This window comes from Micromonospora sp. H33 (assembly GCF_052068455.1).
Classification (GTDB): Bacteria; Actinomycetota; Actinomycetes; order Mycobacteriales; family Micromonosporaceae; genus Micromonospora.
On sequence record NZ_JBQHDE010000015.1, the window covers coordinates 82,188 to 98,032 of the forward strand.

At 74.4% G+C, this 15,845-nt stretch carries 17 protein-coding genes, 2 tRNA genes and 1 pseudogene; 8 read left to right on the plus strand and 12 right to left on the minus strand.

The window, feature by feature from the left end; translation table 11 throughout:
• Window positions 1–34: 34 nt before the first annotated feature.
• The 4 genes and pseudogenes from aroA (at window position 35) to ACTMS0_RS25370 (ending at window position 4,276) form a co-directional block, all read left to right on the plus strand.
• Window positions 35–1,336, plus strand: a complete 1,302-nt coding sequence (gene aroA / locus ACTMS0_RS25355) for a 3-phosphoshikimate 1-carboxyvinyltransferase (RefSeq protein WP_441157761.1) — start codon at window positions 35–37, stop codon at window positions 1,334–1,336.
• 97 nt (window positions 1,337–1,433) lie between these two features.
• A complete protein-coding gene (gene rsgA / locus ACTMS0_RS25360; protein ID WP_441157762.1) occupies window positions 1,434–2,444 on the plus strand; it encodes a ribosome small subunit-dependent GTPase A in 1,011 nt (336 codons plus the stop codon).
• A 25-nt stretch (window positions 2,445–2,469) separates the two neighbouring features.
• Window positions 2,470–3,288: a histidinol-phosphatase gene (hisN, locus tag ACTMS0_RS25365; RefSeq protein WP_441157763.1), complete on the plus strand. Its 819-nt coding sequence runs from the start codon at window positions 2,470–2,472 to the stop codon at window positions 3,286–3,288.
• A 59-nt stretch (window positions 3,289–3,347) separates the two neighbouring features.
• Window positions 3,348–4,276, plus strand: a pseudogene (locus tag ACTMS0_RS25370) (hypothetical protein).
• Here ACTMS0_RS25370 and ACTMS0_RS25375 read toward each other — a convergent pair.
• Window positions 4,231–5,433 (minus strand): glycosyltransferase, encoded by a 1,203-nt coding sequence (locus ACTMS0_RS25375; RefSeq protein ID WP_441157764.1) that lies wholly within the window; start codon window positions 5,431–5,433, stop codon window positions 4,231–4,233. The pseudogene ACTMS0_RS25370 and the gene ACTMS0_RS25375 overlap by 46 nt on opposite strands.
• A gap of 203 nt (window positions 5,434–5,636) precedes the next feature.
• Between ACTMS0_RS25375 and ACTMS0_RS25380 the strand changes: the two genes are divergently transcribed.
• The 3 genes from ACTMS0_RS25380 to ACTMS0_RS25390 are packed head-to-tail and all read left to right on the plus strand — an operon-like array spanning window position 5,637 to window position 8,030.
• Complete coding sequence (locus ACTMS0_RS25380; protein WP_441157765.1) at window positions 5,637–6,635, plus strand: SDR family oxidoreductase; 999 nt, start codon at window positions 5,637–5,639, stop codon at window positions 6,633–6,635.
• Between the two features lie 59 nt (window positions 6,636–6,694).
• Window positions 6,695–7,408 carry an ATP-binding protein gene (locus ACTMS0_RS25385; protein ID WP_441157766.1) on the plus strand — a complete coding sequence of 238 codons (714 nt, stop codon included), beginning with the start codon at window positions 6,695–6,697 and terminating at the stop codon, window positions 7,406–7,408.
• A gap of 49 nt (window positions 7,409–7,457) precedes the next feature.
• Complete coding sequence (locus ACTMS0_RS25390; protein WP_441157767.1) at window positions 7,458–8,030, plus strand: DUF5709 domain-containing protein; 573 nt, start codon at window positions 7,458–7,460, stop codon at window positions 8,028–8,030.
• Window positions 8,031–8,046: 16 nt separating this feature from the next.
• Here the strand turns inward: ACTMS0_RS25390 and ACTMS0_RS25395 are convergent, their stop codons facing one another.
• On the minus strand, window positions 8,047–8,688 hold the full coding sequence (locus ACTMS0_RS25395) for a response regulator (protein ID WP_441157827.1): 642 nt from the start codon (window positions 8,686–8,688) through the stop codon (window positions 8,047–8,049).
• Window positions 8,689–8,749: 61 nt separating this feature from the next.
• Complete coding sequence (macS, locus tag ACTMS0_RS25400) at window positions 8,750–9,871, minus strand: MacS family sensor histidine kinase (protein ID WP_441157768.1); 1,122 nt, start codon at window positions 9,869–9,871, stop codon at window positions 8,750–8,752.
• A gap of 120 nt (window positions 9,872–9,991) precedes the next feature.
• On the opposite strand from macS, the gene ACTMS0_RS25405 reads away from it, so the two are divergent.
• The gene (locus ACTMS0_RS25405; RefSeq protein WP_441157769.1) at window positions 9,992–10,450 is read left to right on the plus strand and encodes an ATP-binding protein; all 459 of its coding nucleotides are present in this window, start codon (window positions 9,992–9,994) and stop codon (window positions 10,448–10,450) included.
• Window positions 10,451–10,467: 17 nt separating this feature from the next.
• Here ACTMS0_RS25405 and ACTMS0_RS25410 read toward each other — a convergent pair whose 3' ends face one another.
• The 9 genes from ACTMS0_RS25410 to ACTMS0_RS25450 all read right to left on the minus strand — a co-directional run bounded on the left by ACTMS0_RS25410 (window position 10,468) and on the right by ACTMS0_RS25450 (window position 15,804).
• Window positions 10,468–11,406, minus strand: a complete 939-nt coding sequence (locus tag ACTMS0_RS25410; protein ID WP_441157770.1) for a ribose-phosphate diphosphokinase — start codon at window positions 11,404–11,406, stop codon at window positions 10,468–10,470.
• 83 nt (window positions 11,407–11,489) lie between these two features.
• The gene (locus tag ACTMS0_RS25415; RefSeq protein WP_441157771.1) at window positions 11,490–11,684 is read right to left on the minus strand and encodes a DUF397 domain-containing protein; all 195 of its coding nucleotides are present in this window, start codon (window positions 11,682–11,684) and stop codon (window positions 11,490–11,492) included.
• A complete protein-coding gene (locus ACTMS0_RS25420) occupies window positions 11,681–12,463 on the minus strand; it encodes a helix-turn-helix domain-containing protein (RefSeq protein WP_441157772.1) in 783 nt (260 codons plus the stop codon). Before ACTMS0_RS25420 ends, ACTMS0_RS25415 begins: the two co-directional genes overlap by 4 nt.
• 101 nt (window positions 12,464–12,564) lie before the next feature.
• Window positions 12,565–13,398, minus strand: a complete 834-nt coding sequence (locus ACTMS0_RS25425; RefSeq protein ID WP_441157773.1) for a phosphoribosylaminoimidazolesuccinocarboxamide synthase — start codon at window positions 13,396–13,398, stop codon at window positions 12,565–12,567.
• A 211-nt stretch (window positions 13,399–13,609) separates the two neighbouring features.
• Entirely contained in the window at window positions 13,610–13,861 is a 252-nt protein-coding gene (locus ACTMS0_RS25430; protein ID WP_441157774.1) for a hypothetical protein, read from the minus strand.
• Between the two features lie 119 nt (window positions 13,862–13,980).
• Window positions 13,981–14,054, minus strand: a tRNA-Met gene (locus ACTMS0_RS25435).
• A 157-nt stretch (window positions 14,055–14,211) separates the two neighbouring features.
• A tRNA-Met gene (locus ACTMS0_RS25440) sits at window positions 14,212–14,285 on the minus strand.
• Window positions 14,286–14,399: 114 nt separating this feature from the next.
• On the minus strand, window positions 14,400–15,305 hold the full coding sequence (locus ACTMS0_RS25445; RefSeq protein WP_441157775.1) for a hypothetical protein: 906 nt from the start codon (window positions 15,303–15,305) through the stop codon (window positions 14,400–14,402).
• Window positions 15,295–15,804, minus strand: a complete 510-nt coding sequence (locus ACTMS0_RS25450) for a SigE family RNA polymerase sigma factor (protein WP_441157776.1) — start codon at window positions 15,802–15,804, stop codon at window positions 15,295–15,297. Before ACTMS0_RS25450 ends, ACTMS0_RS25445 begins: the two co-directional genes overlap by 11 nt.
• Between the last annotated feature and the right edge of the window lie 41 nt (window positions 15,805–15,845).

A 15,845-nucleotide genomic window follows, 5' to 3' on the forward strand; every position in this document is an offset into this window, starting at 1 on the left:
CGTGGCCCGTCACCGGAGGCGGCAGAATGTAACCGTGGGGAATCTGACCGCGACCCGGCCGCCGCAGCCGTGGACCGCTCCGACCGCTACGGATCCGGTCTCGGCGACGCTGCGCCTGCCCGGCTCCAAGTCGCTGACCGCGCGTGCCCTGGTGCTCAGCGGCCTGGCCAGCGGTCCGTCGACGCTGGCCGGCCCGCTGCGGGCCCGGGACACCGAGCTGATGGCCGGCGGGCTGCGGGCGATGGGCGCGCACATGTCGATCAGCGACGACGAGCGCTGGCTCGTCCGCCCCCACCCGCTCGTCGGGCCGGCGCACGTGGACGTCGGTCTCGCCGGCACGGTGATGCGCTTCCTGCCCCCGGTCGCGGGCCTGGCGGACGGGCGGATCACGTTCGACGGCGACCCGCAGGCCCGGGTCCGCCCGCTCGGGCCGCTCATCAGCGCCCTGCGCAGCCTCGGTGTCCGGGTCGACACCCCGCCCACCGGGAGCCTGCCGCTGACCGTGCTCGGCACCGGCCGGGTCACCGGCGGCGACGTCGTGATCGACGCCTCCGCGTCCAGCCAGCTCGTCTCCGGGCTGCTGCTGGCCGCGCCGCGCTTCGACCGGGGCGTGGTGGTCCGGCACGTCGGCCCGCCGGTGCCGTCCGCGCCGCACCTGCGCATGACGGTGCAGATGCTGCGGGCCGCCGGCGCCGCCGTCGACGACACCACCCCCGACGTGTGGGCGGTCGAGCCGGGCCCGCTCGCCGGCCGGGGCTGGGAGATCGAGCCGGACCTGTCGGGAGCGGTGCCGTTCTTCGCCGCCGCCCTGGTCACCGGCGGCGAGGTGACCGTCCAGGGTTGGCCGCGCAGCAGCGCCCAGCCGGTCGAGCGGCTGCGTACGCTGTTGCAGGCGATGGGCGGCGAGGTGACCCTGTCCACCGCCGGGCTGACCGTCCGGGGCACCGGCGCGGTGCACGGCCTGACCGCCGACCTGTCCGACGTCAGCGAGCTGACCCCGGTGCTGACCGCGCTGGCCATGCTCGCCGACTCACCCTCGCGGTTCACCGGCGTCGCCCACATCCGGGGCCACGAGACCGACCGGATCGCGGCGCTCGCCCGGGAGTTCGGCGCGCTGGGCGCCGACCTCAGCGAGTCCCACGACGGGCTGGAGATCCGGCCCCGGCCGCTGCGCGGCGGGGTGTTCGAGACGTACCACGACCACCGTATGGCGCACGCCGCGGCGGTCGCCGGGCTGGCCGTGCCGGGCATCGAGCTGAGCGATGTGGCGTGCACCTCGAAGACGATGCCGGAGTTTCCGGCACTATGGTCGGCGATGGTGACCGGCAAGAGCTGACACGACAGGGGGGCGGGTCCTGGCGACCAGACGACGCGAGTACGACGAGGACGACGTCCGGGTCCGACCCGGAAAGTCCTCGCGCCCGCGTACGCGGATGCGCCCCCGCCACGCCGACGCGGTGGAGGCGTTCGTCAGCGCCGTCGACCGGGGCCGGTACACCTGCGTCCTGCCGGACGACGGCCCCGAAACGCCGGCGGTGACCGCGATGCGCGCCCGGGAGCTGGGCCGCAAGTCGGTCGTGGTCGGCGACCGGGTCGGGCTGGTCGGTGACACCTCGGGGGCACCCGGGGCGCTGGCCCGGATCGTCCGGATCGCCGAGCGCAGCTCGGTGCTTCGCCGCACCGCCGAGGACGACGCGACCACGGCCGAGGGCCGGCTGGAGCGGGTGGTGGTCGCCAACGCCGACCAGCTCGTCATCGTCAGCGCGCTGGCCGACCCGCCGCCGCGCACCGGGTTCATCGACCGCTGCCTGGTGGCGGCGTACGACGCCGGCGTCGAGCCGCTGCTCTGCCTCACCAAGGCCGACCTCGCCGGCCCGGAGGCGGTGCTCGGGTACTACGCCGAGCTGGAACTGCCGTACGTGCTGATCCGGCCGGACTCGGAGCTCGACGCGCTGCGCAGCCTCCTCGCGGGGCGGATCTCGGTGCTGGTGGGGCACTCCGGGGTGGGCAAGTCGACGCTGGTCAACCGCCTGGTCCCGGACGCCGCCCGCGCCGTCGGCCAGGTCAGCGCGATCGGCCGGGGCCGGCACACGTCGACCAGCGCGGTGGCGCTGCGGCTGCCACCGCTGGCCGGGCGCGACGACGCCGCGGGCTGGATCATCGACACCCCCGGCGTGCGCAGCTTCGGGCTGGCGCACGTCTCCGCCGACAGCCTCCTGCACGGGTTCCCCGACCTGGTGGAGGGCACGGTCGACTGCCCGGCGAACTGCCCGCACACCGCCGACGAGGAGGCCTGCGGCCTGGACGCGTGGGTGGCCTCCGGCAAGGCCGACCCGCGCCGGCTGGCGTCGTACCGTCGGCTCCTCGCCTCACGGGCCGGGGAGAGCGATCCGCGTGGCGAGCCCGACCCGCGGAACCCCGGCGACCCGCTGCGGGGAGCCTGACCGGGCCGGCGCTACCGTCTGCGGCATGACCGGGTACGCCGACGACCTCACCCTCGCCCACCGCCTCGCCGACGCCGCCGACGCGGTGTCCACCGCGCGGTTCCGTGCGCTGGACCTGCGCGTCGAGGCGAAGCCCGATCTCACCCCGGTCTCCGACGCGGACACCGCCGTGGAGCGGGAGATCCGCGCGCTGCTCGCCACCCACCGGCCCGGTGACGGCCTGCTCGGCGAGGAGTACGGCGAGCAGCCCGCGACCGGCCCGGACGGGCGACGCTGGGTGGTCGACCCGATCGACGGCACGAAGAACTTCATCCGGGGCGTACCGGTCTGGGCCACGCTCATCGCGCTGCTGGAGGGGGACCGGCCGGTCGCCGGCCTGGTCTCCGCGCCGGCGCTGGGCCGCCGCTGGTGGGCGGCGCAGGGCGAGGGCGCGTACGCCGGACGTGACCTGGCCTCCGGCACGCCCATCCGGGTCTCCGGCGTGACCGACCTGGCCGACGCGAGCTTCTGCTACTCCTCGCTGACCGGCTGGGAGGAGACCGGCCGGCTGGAGGGGGTCCTGCAGATCATGCGGGACGCCTGGCGCAGCCGGGCGTACGGGGACTTCTACGGTTACATGCTGCTGGCCGAGGGCGCGCTGGACGTGATGGTGGAGCCGGAACTCTCGCTGTGGGACATCGCGGCGCTGGTGCCCATCGTCACCGAGGCCGGCGGCACGTTCACCGACCTGGCGGGCCGTCCCGCGCCTGGTGACCCCGGGTCCGCCGAGATCAGCGCGATCGCCACGAACGGCCCGCTGCACACCGACATCCTCGCCCGCCTGGGTCGGGCAACCGCGCGCTGACGTTCGCCAGCCTCTATCCTCGCCAGGTGGTCTCCTCCGGCTGGTGCTTCCTCGCGTCGATGATCGTCGCGTACGGCATCGCCAATCTGCTCCAGTCGGTCGCGGCGGCCCGCACCACCGTGCACCACTCGTTCGACCCGGGCCTGCTGCTGCGGCTCGCCGGCCACCGCACGTACCTGGTGGGGCTGGGCTGCCAGGTGGCCGGGTTCGTGCTGGCGTTCCTGGCCCGGCGGGACCTGCCGCTCTTCCTCGTGCAGTCGAGCGTCGCCGCCGGGCTCGGTGTAACCGCCGTACTCGGGGTGCTCCTGCTCAAGTGGCGGCTGCCCGCCGCCGAGGTCGCCCTGCTGGTGCTCCTCTTCGGCGGGATCACCGCGCTCGTCCTGTCGGCCCGGCCGGCGCCGTCGCGGCAGCTCGGCACCGCCGGCCTGGTCGCCCTGGTGGTGACCCTCGGCGTGATCGCCGTGCTGGGCTTCTTCGCGGTACGTCTGCACGGCGCGCCCGGCTCGGTGGCGCTCGGCTCGCTGGCCGGGCTGGCGTTCTCCGCCGCGGCCGTGGCGGCCCGGCCGCTGGCCTCCGCGCCCTCGGCGGAGGTGTTCCTCCGCGACCCGCTGCTCTACCTGCTCATCGCGCACTCGATCGTCGGTCAGCTGCTGCTCGGCCTGGCCATGCAGCGCGGCTCGACCACCGCGGCCGTCGCGGCGATGGACGCCGCCGGGGCGGTGCCAGCGGCGATCGTCGGCCTGCTGCTGCTCAACGACAAGATCTGGCCGGGGCGGGAGTGGCTGGCGGGCGTCGGGTTCCTGGTCACCCTCGCGGCGGTGATCGGGTTGACCCGGTACGCCGAGCCGCAGCACCACCACGCGGTCGCCGGGGAACGGGAGCGGGCGATGGTGGGCGCCGGCCGCCTGGGCTGAGCGCTGCGCCGACGGCTGCGGCCCGGTGTCAGGCCGCCTCGACCGGCCGCCGGCGGCCGACCACCCGCTCGTAGAGCCGTTCCAGCGCGCCGGCGGTCCGGTCCCACGTGTAGCTGCACCGCACCCGGTCCACCGCCGCGTGCCCGTACGCGAACCGCCCGGCGTTGTCGGCGAGCAACCGGCGCAGCGTCACCCCGAGGGCGCGGACGTCGCCCGGCGGCACCAGCCGCCCGGTCACCTCGTCCACGACCGCGTCGGCGATCCCACCCATCGCGTAGCCGACGACCGGCACGCCGCAGGCCATCGCCTCCAGCGACACCCGCCCGGCGGACGAGTAGCCCGGGGTGCAGGCCACCACGTCGGCGGAGCGGTACCAGGTGGCCATCTGCTCGTGCGGCACCGCCCCCACCAGGGTCACCTGGTCGGCCACCCCGCTGCGTTCGGCCAGCTCGCGCAGCTGGCGCGCCTCGGCGTGCCCGGCGAGCTGCTCGGCGGGTGGGCCGCCGGCGATCACCAGCTCGGCGTCCCCGACGAGCCGCATGGCACGGATCAGGTCCTCCTGGCCGTGGCCGGCGGCGAGCGCGGCCACGGACAGGATCCGGTGCCGCGCCTCGCGCGGCGCCGCCTCGCCGTCGGGATGGAACTGCCCGGTGTCGACTCCGGGCGGCACCAGCGCCACCGACGTGCGTTGCAGGCCCATCCGGGTCAGCTCGTCGACCTCGTCGTTGCACTGCGCCACCGCGATGTCCACCGCCCGGATGAGCGCGCGCTCCAGCGGGATCCGCTCGTCCGGCGCGCCGTAGCGGGGGCCGAGATGGCGGAGCTGCTCCACGCCCAGCGAGTGGAAGGTCTGCACGACCGGGATGTCGGTCTCGCGGACCCCGTGCGCCGCGGCCAGCCCGCCCACCCAGTAGTGCCCGTGCACCACCTCGGGCGTCCACTCCCCCGCCCACCGGTCGGCCAGCCAGCGGCCGAACTCGGCGACGTACGGGACCAGCTCGGCGGTGGGTACCGCCGCGGCGGGACCGACCGGGACACGCTCGACGACGTAGCCGTCGACCGTCTCCGTCGCCGCCTGCCCCGGGGCGTCGCGGCGCTCGTACACCCGGACGTCGTGACCCCGTACGGCCAGCTCGGCGGCCACCCGCGCGATGTGGTGGTGGGTCCCGACGGCCGGACCGCCGGCACGCCGCGACGGGTCGGCGTGCGCGCAGACGAGGCCGACGCGCATGGGTCACCTCCAGGCGATCTTCTCCGCGGTGCTCCTCCCGGTCAGAGGGTCCCATTAACCCGGGGTCCGGGAGCCGAAACCTGGCAGATCGGAAAGAGGCTGACGGGTGCCGCGGACGGTTGCCCCGCGGCAAGGGTCAAGGGGTGCCCCGATCCGACGGGATTCGCCCGCATGACCCCCACCGGGTGGGGTACGGGCGGAGAATGCCTCTCACCCGCAGAATCGCCGACGCCGTCGTGGTGATCACCGGGGCCTCCAGCGGGATCGGCACGGCAACCGCGTACGCGCTCGCCCGCCGGGGCGCCGCCGTCGTGCTGGCCGCCCGCAGCGACCCCGCCCTGCACCAGGTCGCGCAGCGCTGCCGCGAGTTCGGCGGGCGCGCCGCCGCCGTCCCGACCGACGTGACCGACCCGGCGGCGGTGGAGCGGCTCGCGGAACGGGCGGTGGCGGAGTTCGGCCGGATCGACGGCTGGGTCAACAACGCCGCGGTCAGCGCCGTCGGGCTGTTCGACGAGATCCCGGTCGAGGAGTTCCGCCGGGTGCTGGAGGTCAACCTGCTCGGCGCCGCGTACGGCATCCGCGCCGCGCTGCCCCACCTCGGCGCGGCGGGCGGCGGCGTGGTCGTGAACAACGCCTCGGTGCTCGCCGAGGTCGCCATGCCGTACCAGTCGGCGTACAACGCGACGAAGCACGGGATCCGGGGGCTGGCCGACACGGTCCGACAGGAACTGCGCGTGACCGGCCGGGGTGACATCTCGATCTGCACCGTGCTGCCCGCCGCGATCGACACGCCGTTCTTCCGGCACGCGGCCAACCACAGCGGGCGGGAGCTGCTGCCGCCGCCCCCGGTCTACCCGCCGGAGGTGGTGGCGCAGACGATCGTCCGGATGCTACGGCGACCACGCCGGGAGGCGTACGCGGGCGGCGCCGCCCGCCTCATCGGCCTCCAGTGGCGGGTCGCCCCGGCGCTCGCCGAGCGGATGCTCGGCTGGTACGCCCACCGCACCCAGTTCGGCCCGGCCGCCCGCCTCGACAGCAGCGGGAACGTCTTCGCGCCCGACGCCGCCGCCGAGCGCGAGGGCGGCTGGCACGGCCGGCGCCGGCACCTGGTCCGGATGGGCGCCGCCTTCGGCCTCGCCGCCGCCGGCACGGCGGTCGGGACGCTCGCCGCGATGACCCGACGAGGACGGGCGGACCGCTGATGGACCGGGTCGAACAGCCGGATGCGAGGCCCCGGCGGGGCGTGCACAATAGGACGATCATGCCGACCGACGTGCGCTGCCTGGTGGAGACGGACGACTCGTCCGGGGTGGTCCGGGTGAGCGGGGTGCTCGACGAGTCGAGCAGCGGCACGGTGCGGGACGCGCTGCTCGGGCGGCTCTGCGACCGGCCCGGCCCGCTCGTGGTCGACGTGACCGGGCTGCGGACGACCGACCCGGCGACGTGGGACGTCTTCGGCGAGGTACGCCGGGCGGTCCTCGACTGGCCCGCCGCCGACCTGCTGCTCTGCGACCCGTCCGCTGCGGCACGGGACGTGCCGGCGTGGCCGACGCTCGACGGCGCGTTGGCGGCCCTCGCGGCCACACCGCTCGCCGCGGTGCTCACCGCCGACCTCGAGCCGGTGGTGGGGGCCGCCCGGGAGGCCCGGCACCTGGTCGGCGAGGGTTGCGACCGGTGGGGCGTGTCCGAGCTGACCGAGCCGGGCAGCATCGCCGTCACCGAGATGGTCAACAACGTGGTCGCCCACGCCCGGACCCCGATGACGGTCCGGCTGGCCCCCCGCGACAACGCCCTGCACGTGGCGGTCCGTGACCACTCGTCCCGGCTGCCCTCCTTCACCGGCCTCGCGCCGCAGCACATCGCCGGTGGGCGGGGACTGTTGCTGATCCACACGGTGTCTCGACGCTGGGGCGCCACCCCCGTACCGGACGGCAAGGTCGTCTGGTGCGTTCTGCACCCCGAAGACCAGCTCTGACCGGTCCCCAGCCGGTTACGGGATGGTGGGCAGCGGGTAGAGCAGTGGCATGCGTGACGACCAGTACCCGACCCCCGTGTCCGATCCCGAGGCGGAGGGCCTGCCCCAGATCGCCGACGACGACTCGACCGCCAACGACGACGTCCAGACCGGGCGCGAGGCGGACGGCCCGGAGCCGGCCCAGCTGCCCGGGGACCGGACGCCAGTGGCGGTCGACCGGTTCGGGACCACCGCCGAGGAGCAGCTCGACGGCGAGTCGCTGGACTACAAGCTCGGCCGGGAGCAGTACGAGCGTCCCGCGGACGATCCGCTGGCCGGCCCGGTCGACCCGGACATCGCCGCCGAGGCGGACAGCGAGGAGCAGGCCGCCCAGGCCCAGCTCGACGCCGACGTGATGGATCCGGGCCCGACCTCCGACCCGAAGTCGCCGGTCTCCATCTACGACCACGGCCAGCTCGGTACCGTCGCCGACGCGCAGGTGGGCCGGCTGGTGGAGCCGGACGAGGGCGCACACACCGACCAGGAGACCGACTCCGTCGCGTACGACGCCGGGTCGGCCGGTGGCGGCGCGACCGCCGAGGAGCTGGCCATCCACGAGACGCGCCCGCCGCACTCGGTCTGAGCCGCAAACCAGCCGTTCAGTCGTCGAGCCCTCGCTCGATCGCGTAGCGGGTCAGCTCGACCCGGTTGTGCAGCTGGAGCTTGCCCAGCGTGTTCTGCACGTGGTTCTGCACGGTCCGATGCGAGATCGCGAGCCGCTCGGCGATCTGCTTGTACGACATCCCCTTGGCCACCAGGCGCAGCACCTCGGTCTCCCGGTCGGTGAGCCGGGGTGCGCCGCCCGCTCCCCGCTCGGGAGCGGGCGGGCCGGCCGCCAGGCGGCGGTACTCGCCGAGCACCAGACCGGCCAGTCCGGGTGTGAAGACCGGCTCGCCGGCCGCCGTCCGCCGCACCGCGTCCAGGAACTCCGCCGGGGCCGCGGACTTGACCAGGTAGCCGGTGGCGCCCGCCTTCACCGCGTCCAGCACGTCCTGCTGCTCGCCGCTGGCCGAGAGCATCAGCACCCGGACCTCGGGCAGCGCGGCGCGCAGCCCGCGGATCACCTCCACCCCGGAGACGTCCGGCAGTTGCAGGTCGAGGACGACCACCTCGGGTCGCGCGGCGGGCGCCACCCGGACCGCCTGCCGCCCCTCGCCGGCGGTGGCCACCACCTCGTGACCGGCCTCGGTCAGGTCGCGGGCCACCCCTTCCCGCCACATCGGGTGGTCGTCGACCACCATCACCCGTGCCACGCCGCCTCCTTCCGCCGTCCTCCGGCCCGGCACGCGGGCCGCTGCCGGTTCACGTCCGCTGCCGGGGGACGGTCAACTCCACCTCGGTCCCCGCACCGGAGGTGGAGGTGATCCGGACCGTCCCGCCCAGGTCCTCGACGCGCCCCCGGATGGACCGGGCAACCCCCAGCCGCCCCTGCGCCGCCGCCTCGGCCAGCCGGCCGGGGGAGAAGCCCGGGCCGTCGTCGCGGACGGACACGGTGACCATGTCCTCCTCGTCCTCGACGAGCACCCACGCGCGCCCGCCGGCGTGCCGGGCCACGTTGTCGAGGGCGGCGGCGGTCGCGGCGGCCAGTTCCCGGGCCACCGGACCGGGCAGTCGCACCGGGCCGGCCGGTGCCGACAGCGTGACCGACGGCGACGCGTACCGACCGAGCAGCGCGCGCAGGTCCGCCGGCCCGTCGTCGGCCGGTGGCGCCGCCGCGCCGGCGACCAGGGCGCGCAGCGCGGCCTCCTGCTCGCCGGCGAGCCGGGCCAGCTCGCCGGCCTCGCCGTCGAGGTGGGCCCCGCGTCGTTGCACCAGCGCGAGGACCTGGAGCACGGAGTCGTGGATGTCGCGCGCGAGCCGCTCCCGCTCCCGGGTGGCGGCCTCCAACTCGACGGCCCGTTGCAGCCGTTCCTCGGCGGTCACCGCGAGCCGGGCCACGTGCCCGACCACGACGCCGGCGAGGAGCAGCAGGATCACCCCGGTCAGCGAGGACTCGCCGATCCGGTCCCGGGTGACAAGGTCCGCCGCGCCGAGCACCAGCGCGGCGACGGTGCCCCGGCGCCGGCCGCCGGACACCGCCCAGGCCAGCACCGGGCCGGCGAGCCAGGCCACGCCCAGGGTGGGGACGCCGGCGGCGAGCGCCGCCCGGCCGACCACCCACGGGGTCGCCAGGACGACGCCGAGGACGACCACCAGGTCGGCCAGGAGCAGTGGCCAACCCCGCCGGGACGGGCGCGCGTACCCGACCGCGGTGACGGCGGTCCAGGCCGCCATCACCAGGACCACACCGGCGGCGACGAGCGGGTGGGCGTACCGGTCCGCGTGACGTAGGGCCACCACGAGCACGTACGCCAGGGACGCCATCCGGAACACGGCGATGGCCCGCCAGAGCGGGACCTCGAGACCACCGGAGGACGTCGGCACGGTCGACACGATGCCACAGCGCGACGATCCGCCGGTGGGGCCGGCTGATGCGGATCGAGAAACGCTGACGTACGGTGGAAATGCCGCGAAAGACGCCGAGATCCGCCGCGGGACGGGGCCATGACGAACGCAGAACCGCACGCACCACGTACGGTTGTGACCATCGACTCTTCCCTCCTGATCGTCGAAGCCTTCGACCAGGCTCAGGTGACCGAGCTACGACACTCGGTCACCTCCTGCGCGCGCACCTCCGGGCTCCGGGGGCAGCGGCTGGACGACTTCGTGCTGGCGGTCAACGAGCTGATCACCAACGCGGTCCGGCACGGCGGCGGCCGCGGCTGGCTGCGGTTGTGGCGGCAGCGGGGCGCTCTGCTCTGCGAGGTCGCCGATCACGGGCACGGGATCAGCCGACAGCGGCTCGACGACCGCAGCCGCCCCGCGCCGGACACCGCGGGCGGCTGGGGCCTGTGGTTGGCCCGGGAGCTGAGCGACTCGATGGAGATCGAGACCGGCGACGCCGGCACGGTCGTCCGCATCACGACGGCCCTCACCCCTCAACCCCAACCCACCCGCGACTGACCCGGGCGGGCCGGCGGTCAGCCGAACAGGGCGCTGACGGACTCGCCGTTGTGGATGCGGCGCACGGCCTCGGCCAGGGCCGGCGCGACCGAGAGGACCTGCAGCTTCGGCACCCGCTTGTCGGCCGGGATCGGCACGGTGTTCGTGCAGACGATCTCCAGCACCCCCTCCTGCTCACTGAGCCGTTGCAGGGCCCCGCTGGAGAAGAGGCCGTGGGTGCAGGCCAGCCGGATCGAGCGCACCTTCAGCTTGCGCAGGTGCTCCATCAGCTCGATCACCGTGCTGCCCTTGGCGATCTCGTCGTCCAGCACGATCACGTCCCGGTCCGCCACATCGCCGATGACCGCGCTGATCTGGACCCGGTCGTCGCTGAAGCGCTGCTTCGCCCCGGCGGCGACCGGCGTGCCGAGCCGGCGGGCGAACGCGGCGGCCTCCTTGGCGTTCCCCAGGTCCGGGGAGACCACGACGGTGTTGCTCAGGTCGTGGCCCTCGAAGTGGCGGGCCAGCTCGCGCAGCGCGTGCAGATGGTCGACTGGGACGCTGAAGAACCCGTGGACCTGCGGCGAGTGCAGGGTCATCGCGAGCACCCGGTCCGCGCCGGCCGAGGTGAGCAGGTCCGCGACCAGGCGGCCTCCGATCGAGATGCGCGGCGCGTCCTTCTTGTCCGACCGGGCGTACGCGTAGTGCGGCAGCACCACCGTGATCCGGCCGGCCGACGCGCCTCGCGCCGCGTCGATCATGAGCAGCAGCTCGACCAGGTGCTCCTGCACCGGCGGCACCAGCGGCTGGATCAGGAAGACGTCCCGCTCCCGGCAGTTGGCCTGCAACTGCACTTCCAGGCAGTCGTTCGCGAACCGGGAGACCCGGACCGGGTACATCGGGACACCGAGGTGGGCGCAGATCTCGGCGGCGAGCTCGGGATGGGCGGTTCCGCTGAAGACGGCGATGTCACGCACGTCTGCACATCGTACGGACGGCGGGCCGGGGGCGGACCGTCGACCGCTGCGCGGCATCCCCGGGGCCGGGTGGTGTCGACAGCTCAGCCCGCGGACTTGACCAGCTCGACGAAGGAGCGCCACGCCACCGGTGCGAAGGTCAAGACGACGCCGCCACGGTCCGTGGAGTCGCGGACCAGCACCCGGTCGGGCAGGTTGTCGGCCACCTCGATGCAGGTGTCCCCGCCGTTGCCGGACCGGCTCGACACCCGCCAGCGAGGGGCGGGGGCAGTGTTCACAGCTCGCTCACCAGCTTCCCGATCAGCTCGACGGACACGCTCGCGGGGAGGGCCTCGCTGAGCAGCGTGTCCCACATGACCCTGATGGTATCGACGGCGTCCGGCCGGTCGACAACCTGACCGTAGACTCCGTCCACGTAGGCCACCTCGTCCCCGTCCGGAAGCGTGGCCAGCACGAAGCCGCCGGCCAGCCCGGGGTGCGCGCCGACGGCGGCCGGGACGACGTAGAGCCGGATGTGCGGCAACGCGGCCAGCTCGACCAGCCGCTCCAGCTGCGCCCGCTGGACGTCCCGGTCACCGACCACCCGCCGCAGGGCGCCTTCGTCCACAACCGCGGTGAACCGCTTCGGGTCCTCGCCGGTCAGCAACGCCTGGCGGGACATCCGGCCGGCGACGAGCTGGTCTATCTCGTCGGGGGTGTGCGTGCCCTGGGCGCTGAGCACCGCGTGGGCGTACGCCTCGGTCTGCGTCAGACCGGGCACCAGCGACGGCTGAGAGGTGCGGAGGGCGACCGCGTCGGCCTCGATCCCCCGCCACGGCGCGAACCAGGCTGGTGACTGCTGCCGGGCCGCCGCCGCCAGCAGCTCGGCGAGGAGGCCGCCGGTGCCCAGCGCCTCATCCGCCGCCGTGGCGAACTGGGGCGTCGGCCGACGCCGGCCCGTCTCGATCGCCGCGATGGTGGACGGACTCCACCTGATCAGTTCCGCGAGGGCCTCCTGGGAGACGTCCGCGCTGGCGCGGGCGGCCTTGAGCGCCCTGATCCACATGTCGCCGTTCATCCGACCGTCCCGAAAGCCGCACGAGCACCGAAGGTGACGGGAGCATCCTCGACGGTCACGGTCGGCAGGTCCAGCCCGCCCCGGCGAATCGGGGTGTCGGATCAGTCCCAGCGGTTCCCGGTGAGCTTCTCGTAGACGTCGACGTAGCGGGCCCGGGTGGCCTCGACCACCTCGGCCGGCACCTCCGGCGCCGGACCCTGCCGGTCCCAGCCGCTCCCGGTGGCCCAGTCCCGGACGTACTGCTTGTCGTAGGAGAACTGGGCGCGCCCGGGCTGGTACGACTCGGCCGGCCAGAACCGGGACGAGTCCGAGGTGAGCAGCTCGTCGCCGATCATCAGGCTGCCATCGGCCGCCCAGCCCAGCTCGATCTTGGTGTCGGCGATGAGGATCCCCCGGTCGGCGGCCAGCTCGGCTCCCCGCCGGTACACGTCCAGGGTGATCCGGCGCAGCCGCTCGGCGGTCTCCGCGCCGACCTTGTCCACCACCTCGGCGAAGGTCATCGGCTCGTCGTGCTCCCCCACCGGCGCCTTGGTGGAGGGGGTGAAGATCGGCTCGGGGAGGATGGACGCCTCGACCAGCCCGCGCGGCAGTTCGACGCCGGAGACCGCGCCGGTGCGCTGGTACTCGGCGAACCCGCCCCCGGTCAGGTAGCCCCGGGCGACGCACTCCACCGGAACCATCTCCAGCCGCCGGCACCGGATCGCCCGGCCGGCGTACTCGGCCGGCACGTCGGTGGCGGAGATCACGTGGTTCGGCGCCAGATCGGCGAGCTGCTCGAACCACCACAGCGAGAGCGCGGTGAGCAGCTTGCCCTTGTCCGGGATCGGCGTCGGCAGCACCACGTCGTAGATGGAGATGCGGTCGGAGGCGACCAGGATGAGGTCCTCGCCGTCGGCGTAGACGTCCCGGACCTTGCCCGAGTGCAGAAGTTCCACGCGGCCTAGTACACCACGTGGCCTGCGTACGGCCCGCGCCGGTGGCCCGGGCACCGGCCGGCACGCCCGGCGCTCCGGCGCGGGCGTTGATCCGACGACACGGGCTGCGTGGATGGGCCGCCGAGCCCATCGCCGAAGGGTCACCCCCGGGTACGCGAACTGCTCCTGGCCGTCAGCCGCGACGCGTGCGCGTCGCCAGCAGCCGCCTCGGTCAGCGCGGGCCGCCGCCGCCGCGACGGTTGCGCATCATGCGCAGGATCAGGTAGACGATCACGGCCACCACCGCCAGGCAGCAGAGCAGCCCGAGGAACCCGAAGCCGCCGCCACGGCGCCGCCGGACGGCCTCGACTGCCACCTCACCCGGGCCGGTGGACGCCCAGGCGGCCACCGGCACGAACACCGACAGGACGACCACACCGAGGACGGCGCTCAGCCGGCCCCACCACTTGCCGAAAGCAGACATGACCCCATCCTCGCCGAGAAGCGCAACCCGGGTGGGACGGTCGGCGCGGATGGGGGGCGTGTCGAAGCGGCCACGGCACGACGAAGGCCCCGGAGGGATCTCCGGGGCCTTCGGACGAGTAGCGGGGACAGGATTTGAACCTGCGACCTCTGGGTTATGAGCCCAGCGAGCTACCGAGCTGCTCCACCCCGCGTCGGCTTCACTACTGTACCCCATCGCACTCGACCATGATCCGCGCCCCCCTCATGAAGCGGGAGCACCATGATCCGCGACCCCGGGATGGCGTAGGCACGACGAATCGCCCGCGCACGACGAAGGCCCCGGAGGAATCTCCGGGGCCTTCGGACGAGTAGCGGGGACAGGATTTGAACCTGCGACCTCTGGGTTATGAGCCCAGCGAGCTACCGAGCTGCTCCACCCCGCGTCGGTCCGTCAACCGTATCGCACCACCCCGGCCCGCCGCAAAACGACTGACCATCCCGCCGCAAACGTGGAGGATTCCGGCGCTCCGGAATCCTCCACGGTCCTCAGGGCGCCGTCAGCCCCGGCCGAGCCAGGACTCGATCGCCGCCACCGCACGGCGGCTGTCGGCGTCGACCTGCTCACGCTCGGACGAGGTGCCCTCCCAGCCCTGCTCCCACAGGATCGTCACCACGTCGTCGACCCGGATCGCGCGGATCAGCCGCACCTCCTCGCCGTCGACCGGGTTCCCCTCCAGGTCGCGGGCGTCGGTCCGGATCTCGAAGAGCACCGAGCCGTCGCCGTAGCGGCCGTCGTCGAGCAGCCGCAGCCGGGACGTCGCCGGGTTGCCCCCGCCCGTACCCTGCTGCTCCGGGCAGGCCCGGACCGCCTCGCGCAGCTCGCGCAGCGCGTCGTCGGCGCGACCGGCCTCGTAGATCGTGATGGTGTGGATGTAACTGCCGTCCGGGACGTAGTCGGCGGGATTCTTGGCGAACTTGTAGGCGAGGGACCGGGTCCGCCGTTGCACGATCGCGTCGTCGCTGGGGAAGCGGGCCTCGCACACCGACGGCAGCGCCTCGGTGTCCTGGAACGCCGCGAGCCCCTTGTCGTTCGCCGCCGCGAGCCGGAAGAACGCCTTGTCCGGGATCGAGGTCGGGCCCGGCCGAGCCGGGGACGTCGAGGTCGACGCCGAGGTCCGCGGCGTACCGCTGGGGGTCGTCGACGGGGTCGGGGACGGCGGGGACGGCGCCGGAGCCGTGGGCGTCCCGCCGGGCGGCGCCACCGGGGCCGGCTCGGCGGAGAACGCGAGCCGGGTGCCGGTCGCCACCCCGGCGACCAGGACCGCCGCCGCGAGGGCGGTGCCGGTCATCCGGATGCGCGCGCGCCGGTCGGCGGCGCGCCGGAGCGTCTGCGGGACGGGCAGGGTACGGGCGTCCGCCTCGTCGGCGAGCGACCGGTAGAAGTCGGACAGGTCACGCGACATCGTTAGCCTCCAGTCGTTCGTCGGTGAGGTTGGGCAGGAGGGCCGCCAGCCGGGCACGTCCCCGGGACAGCCAGGACTTCACGGTGCCGGTGGGCACGTCGGTCTCGCGGGCGATGTCCTCCACCGACATGTCGTAGAGGTAGTGCAGGGCGAGCGCCTGCCGCTGCGCGGCGGGGAGCTGCCGGAGCGCGCCGACCAGCAGCACGGTGTCCTCGTTCGGTGGCGGGACCGGATCCGGCGGGCCGGTGCGGCGGACGACCGCGCGCCAGCCGGTCAGCCGCCGCCAGCGGTCGGTGGCCAGCCGGGCCACCACCAGCCGCAGCCACGCCTCCGGCGCCGGGTGCGTGGTGAGCCGGCCCCACTGCCGCCAGGCCCGGGCGTACGCCTCCTGCACGAGGTCCTGCGCCTCGGTGTGGTCGCCAGCGACCGCGTACCCGTAGCGGAGCATCCGGTGGGCGGTGCTCCGGTAGAACTCGTCGAAACTCGCCGCGTCCCTCATGTTGCCATCACGTGTCCCCAAGGTCCGTTGCTGTCGTTGTC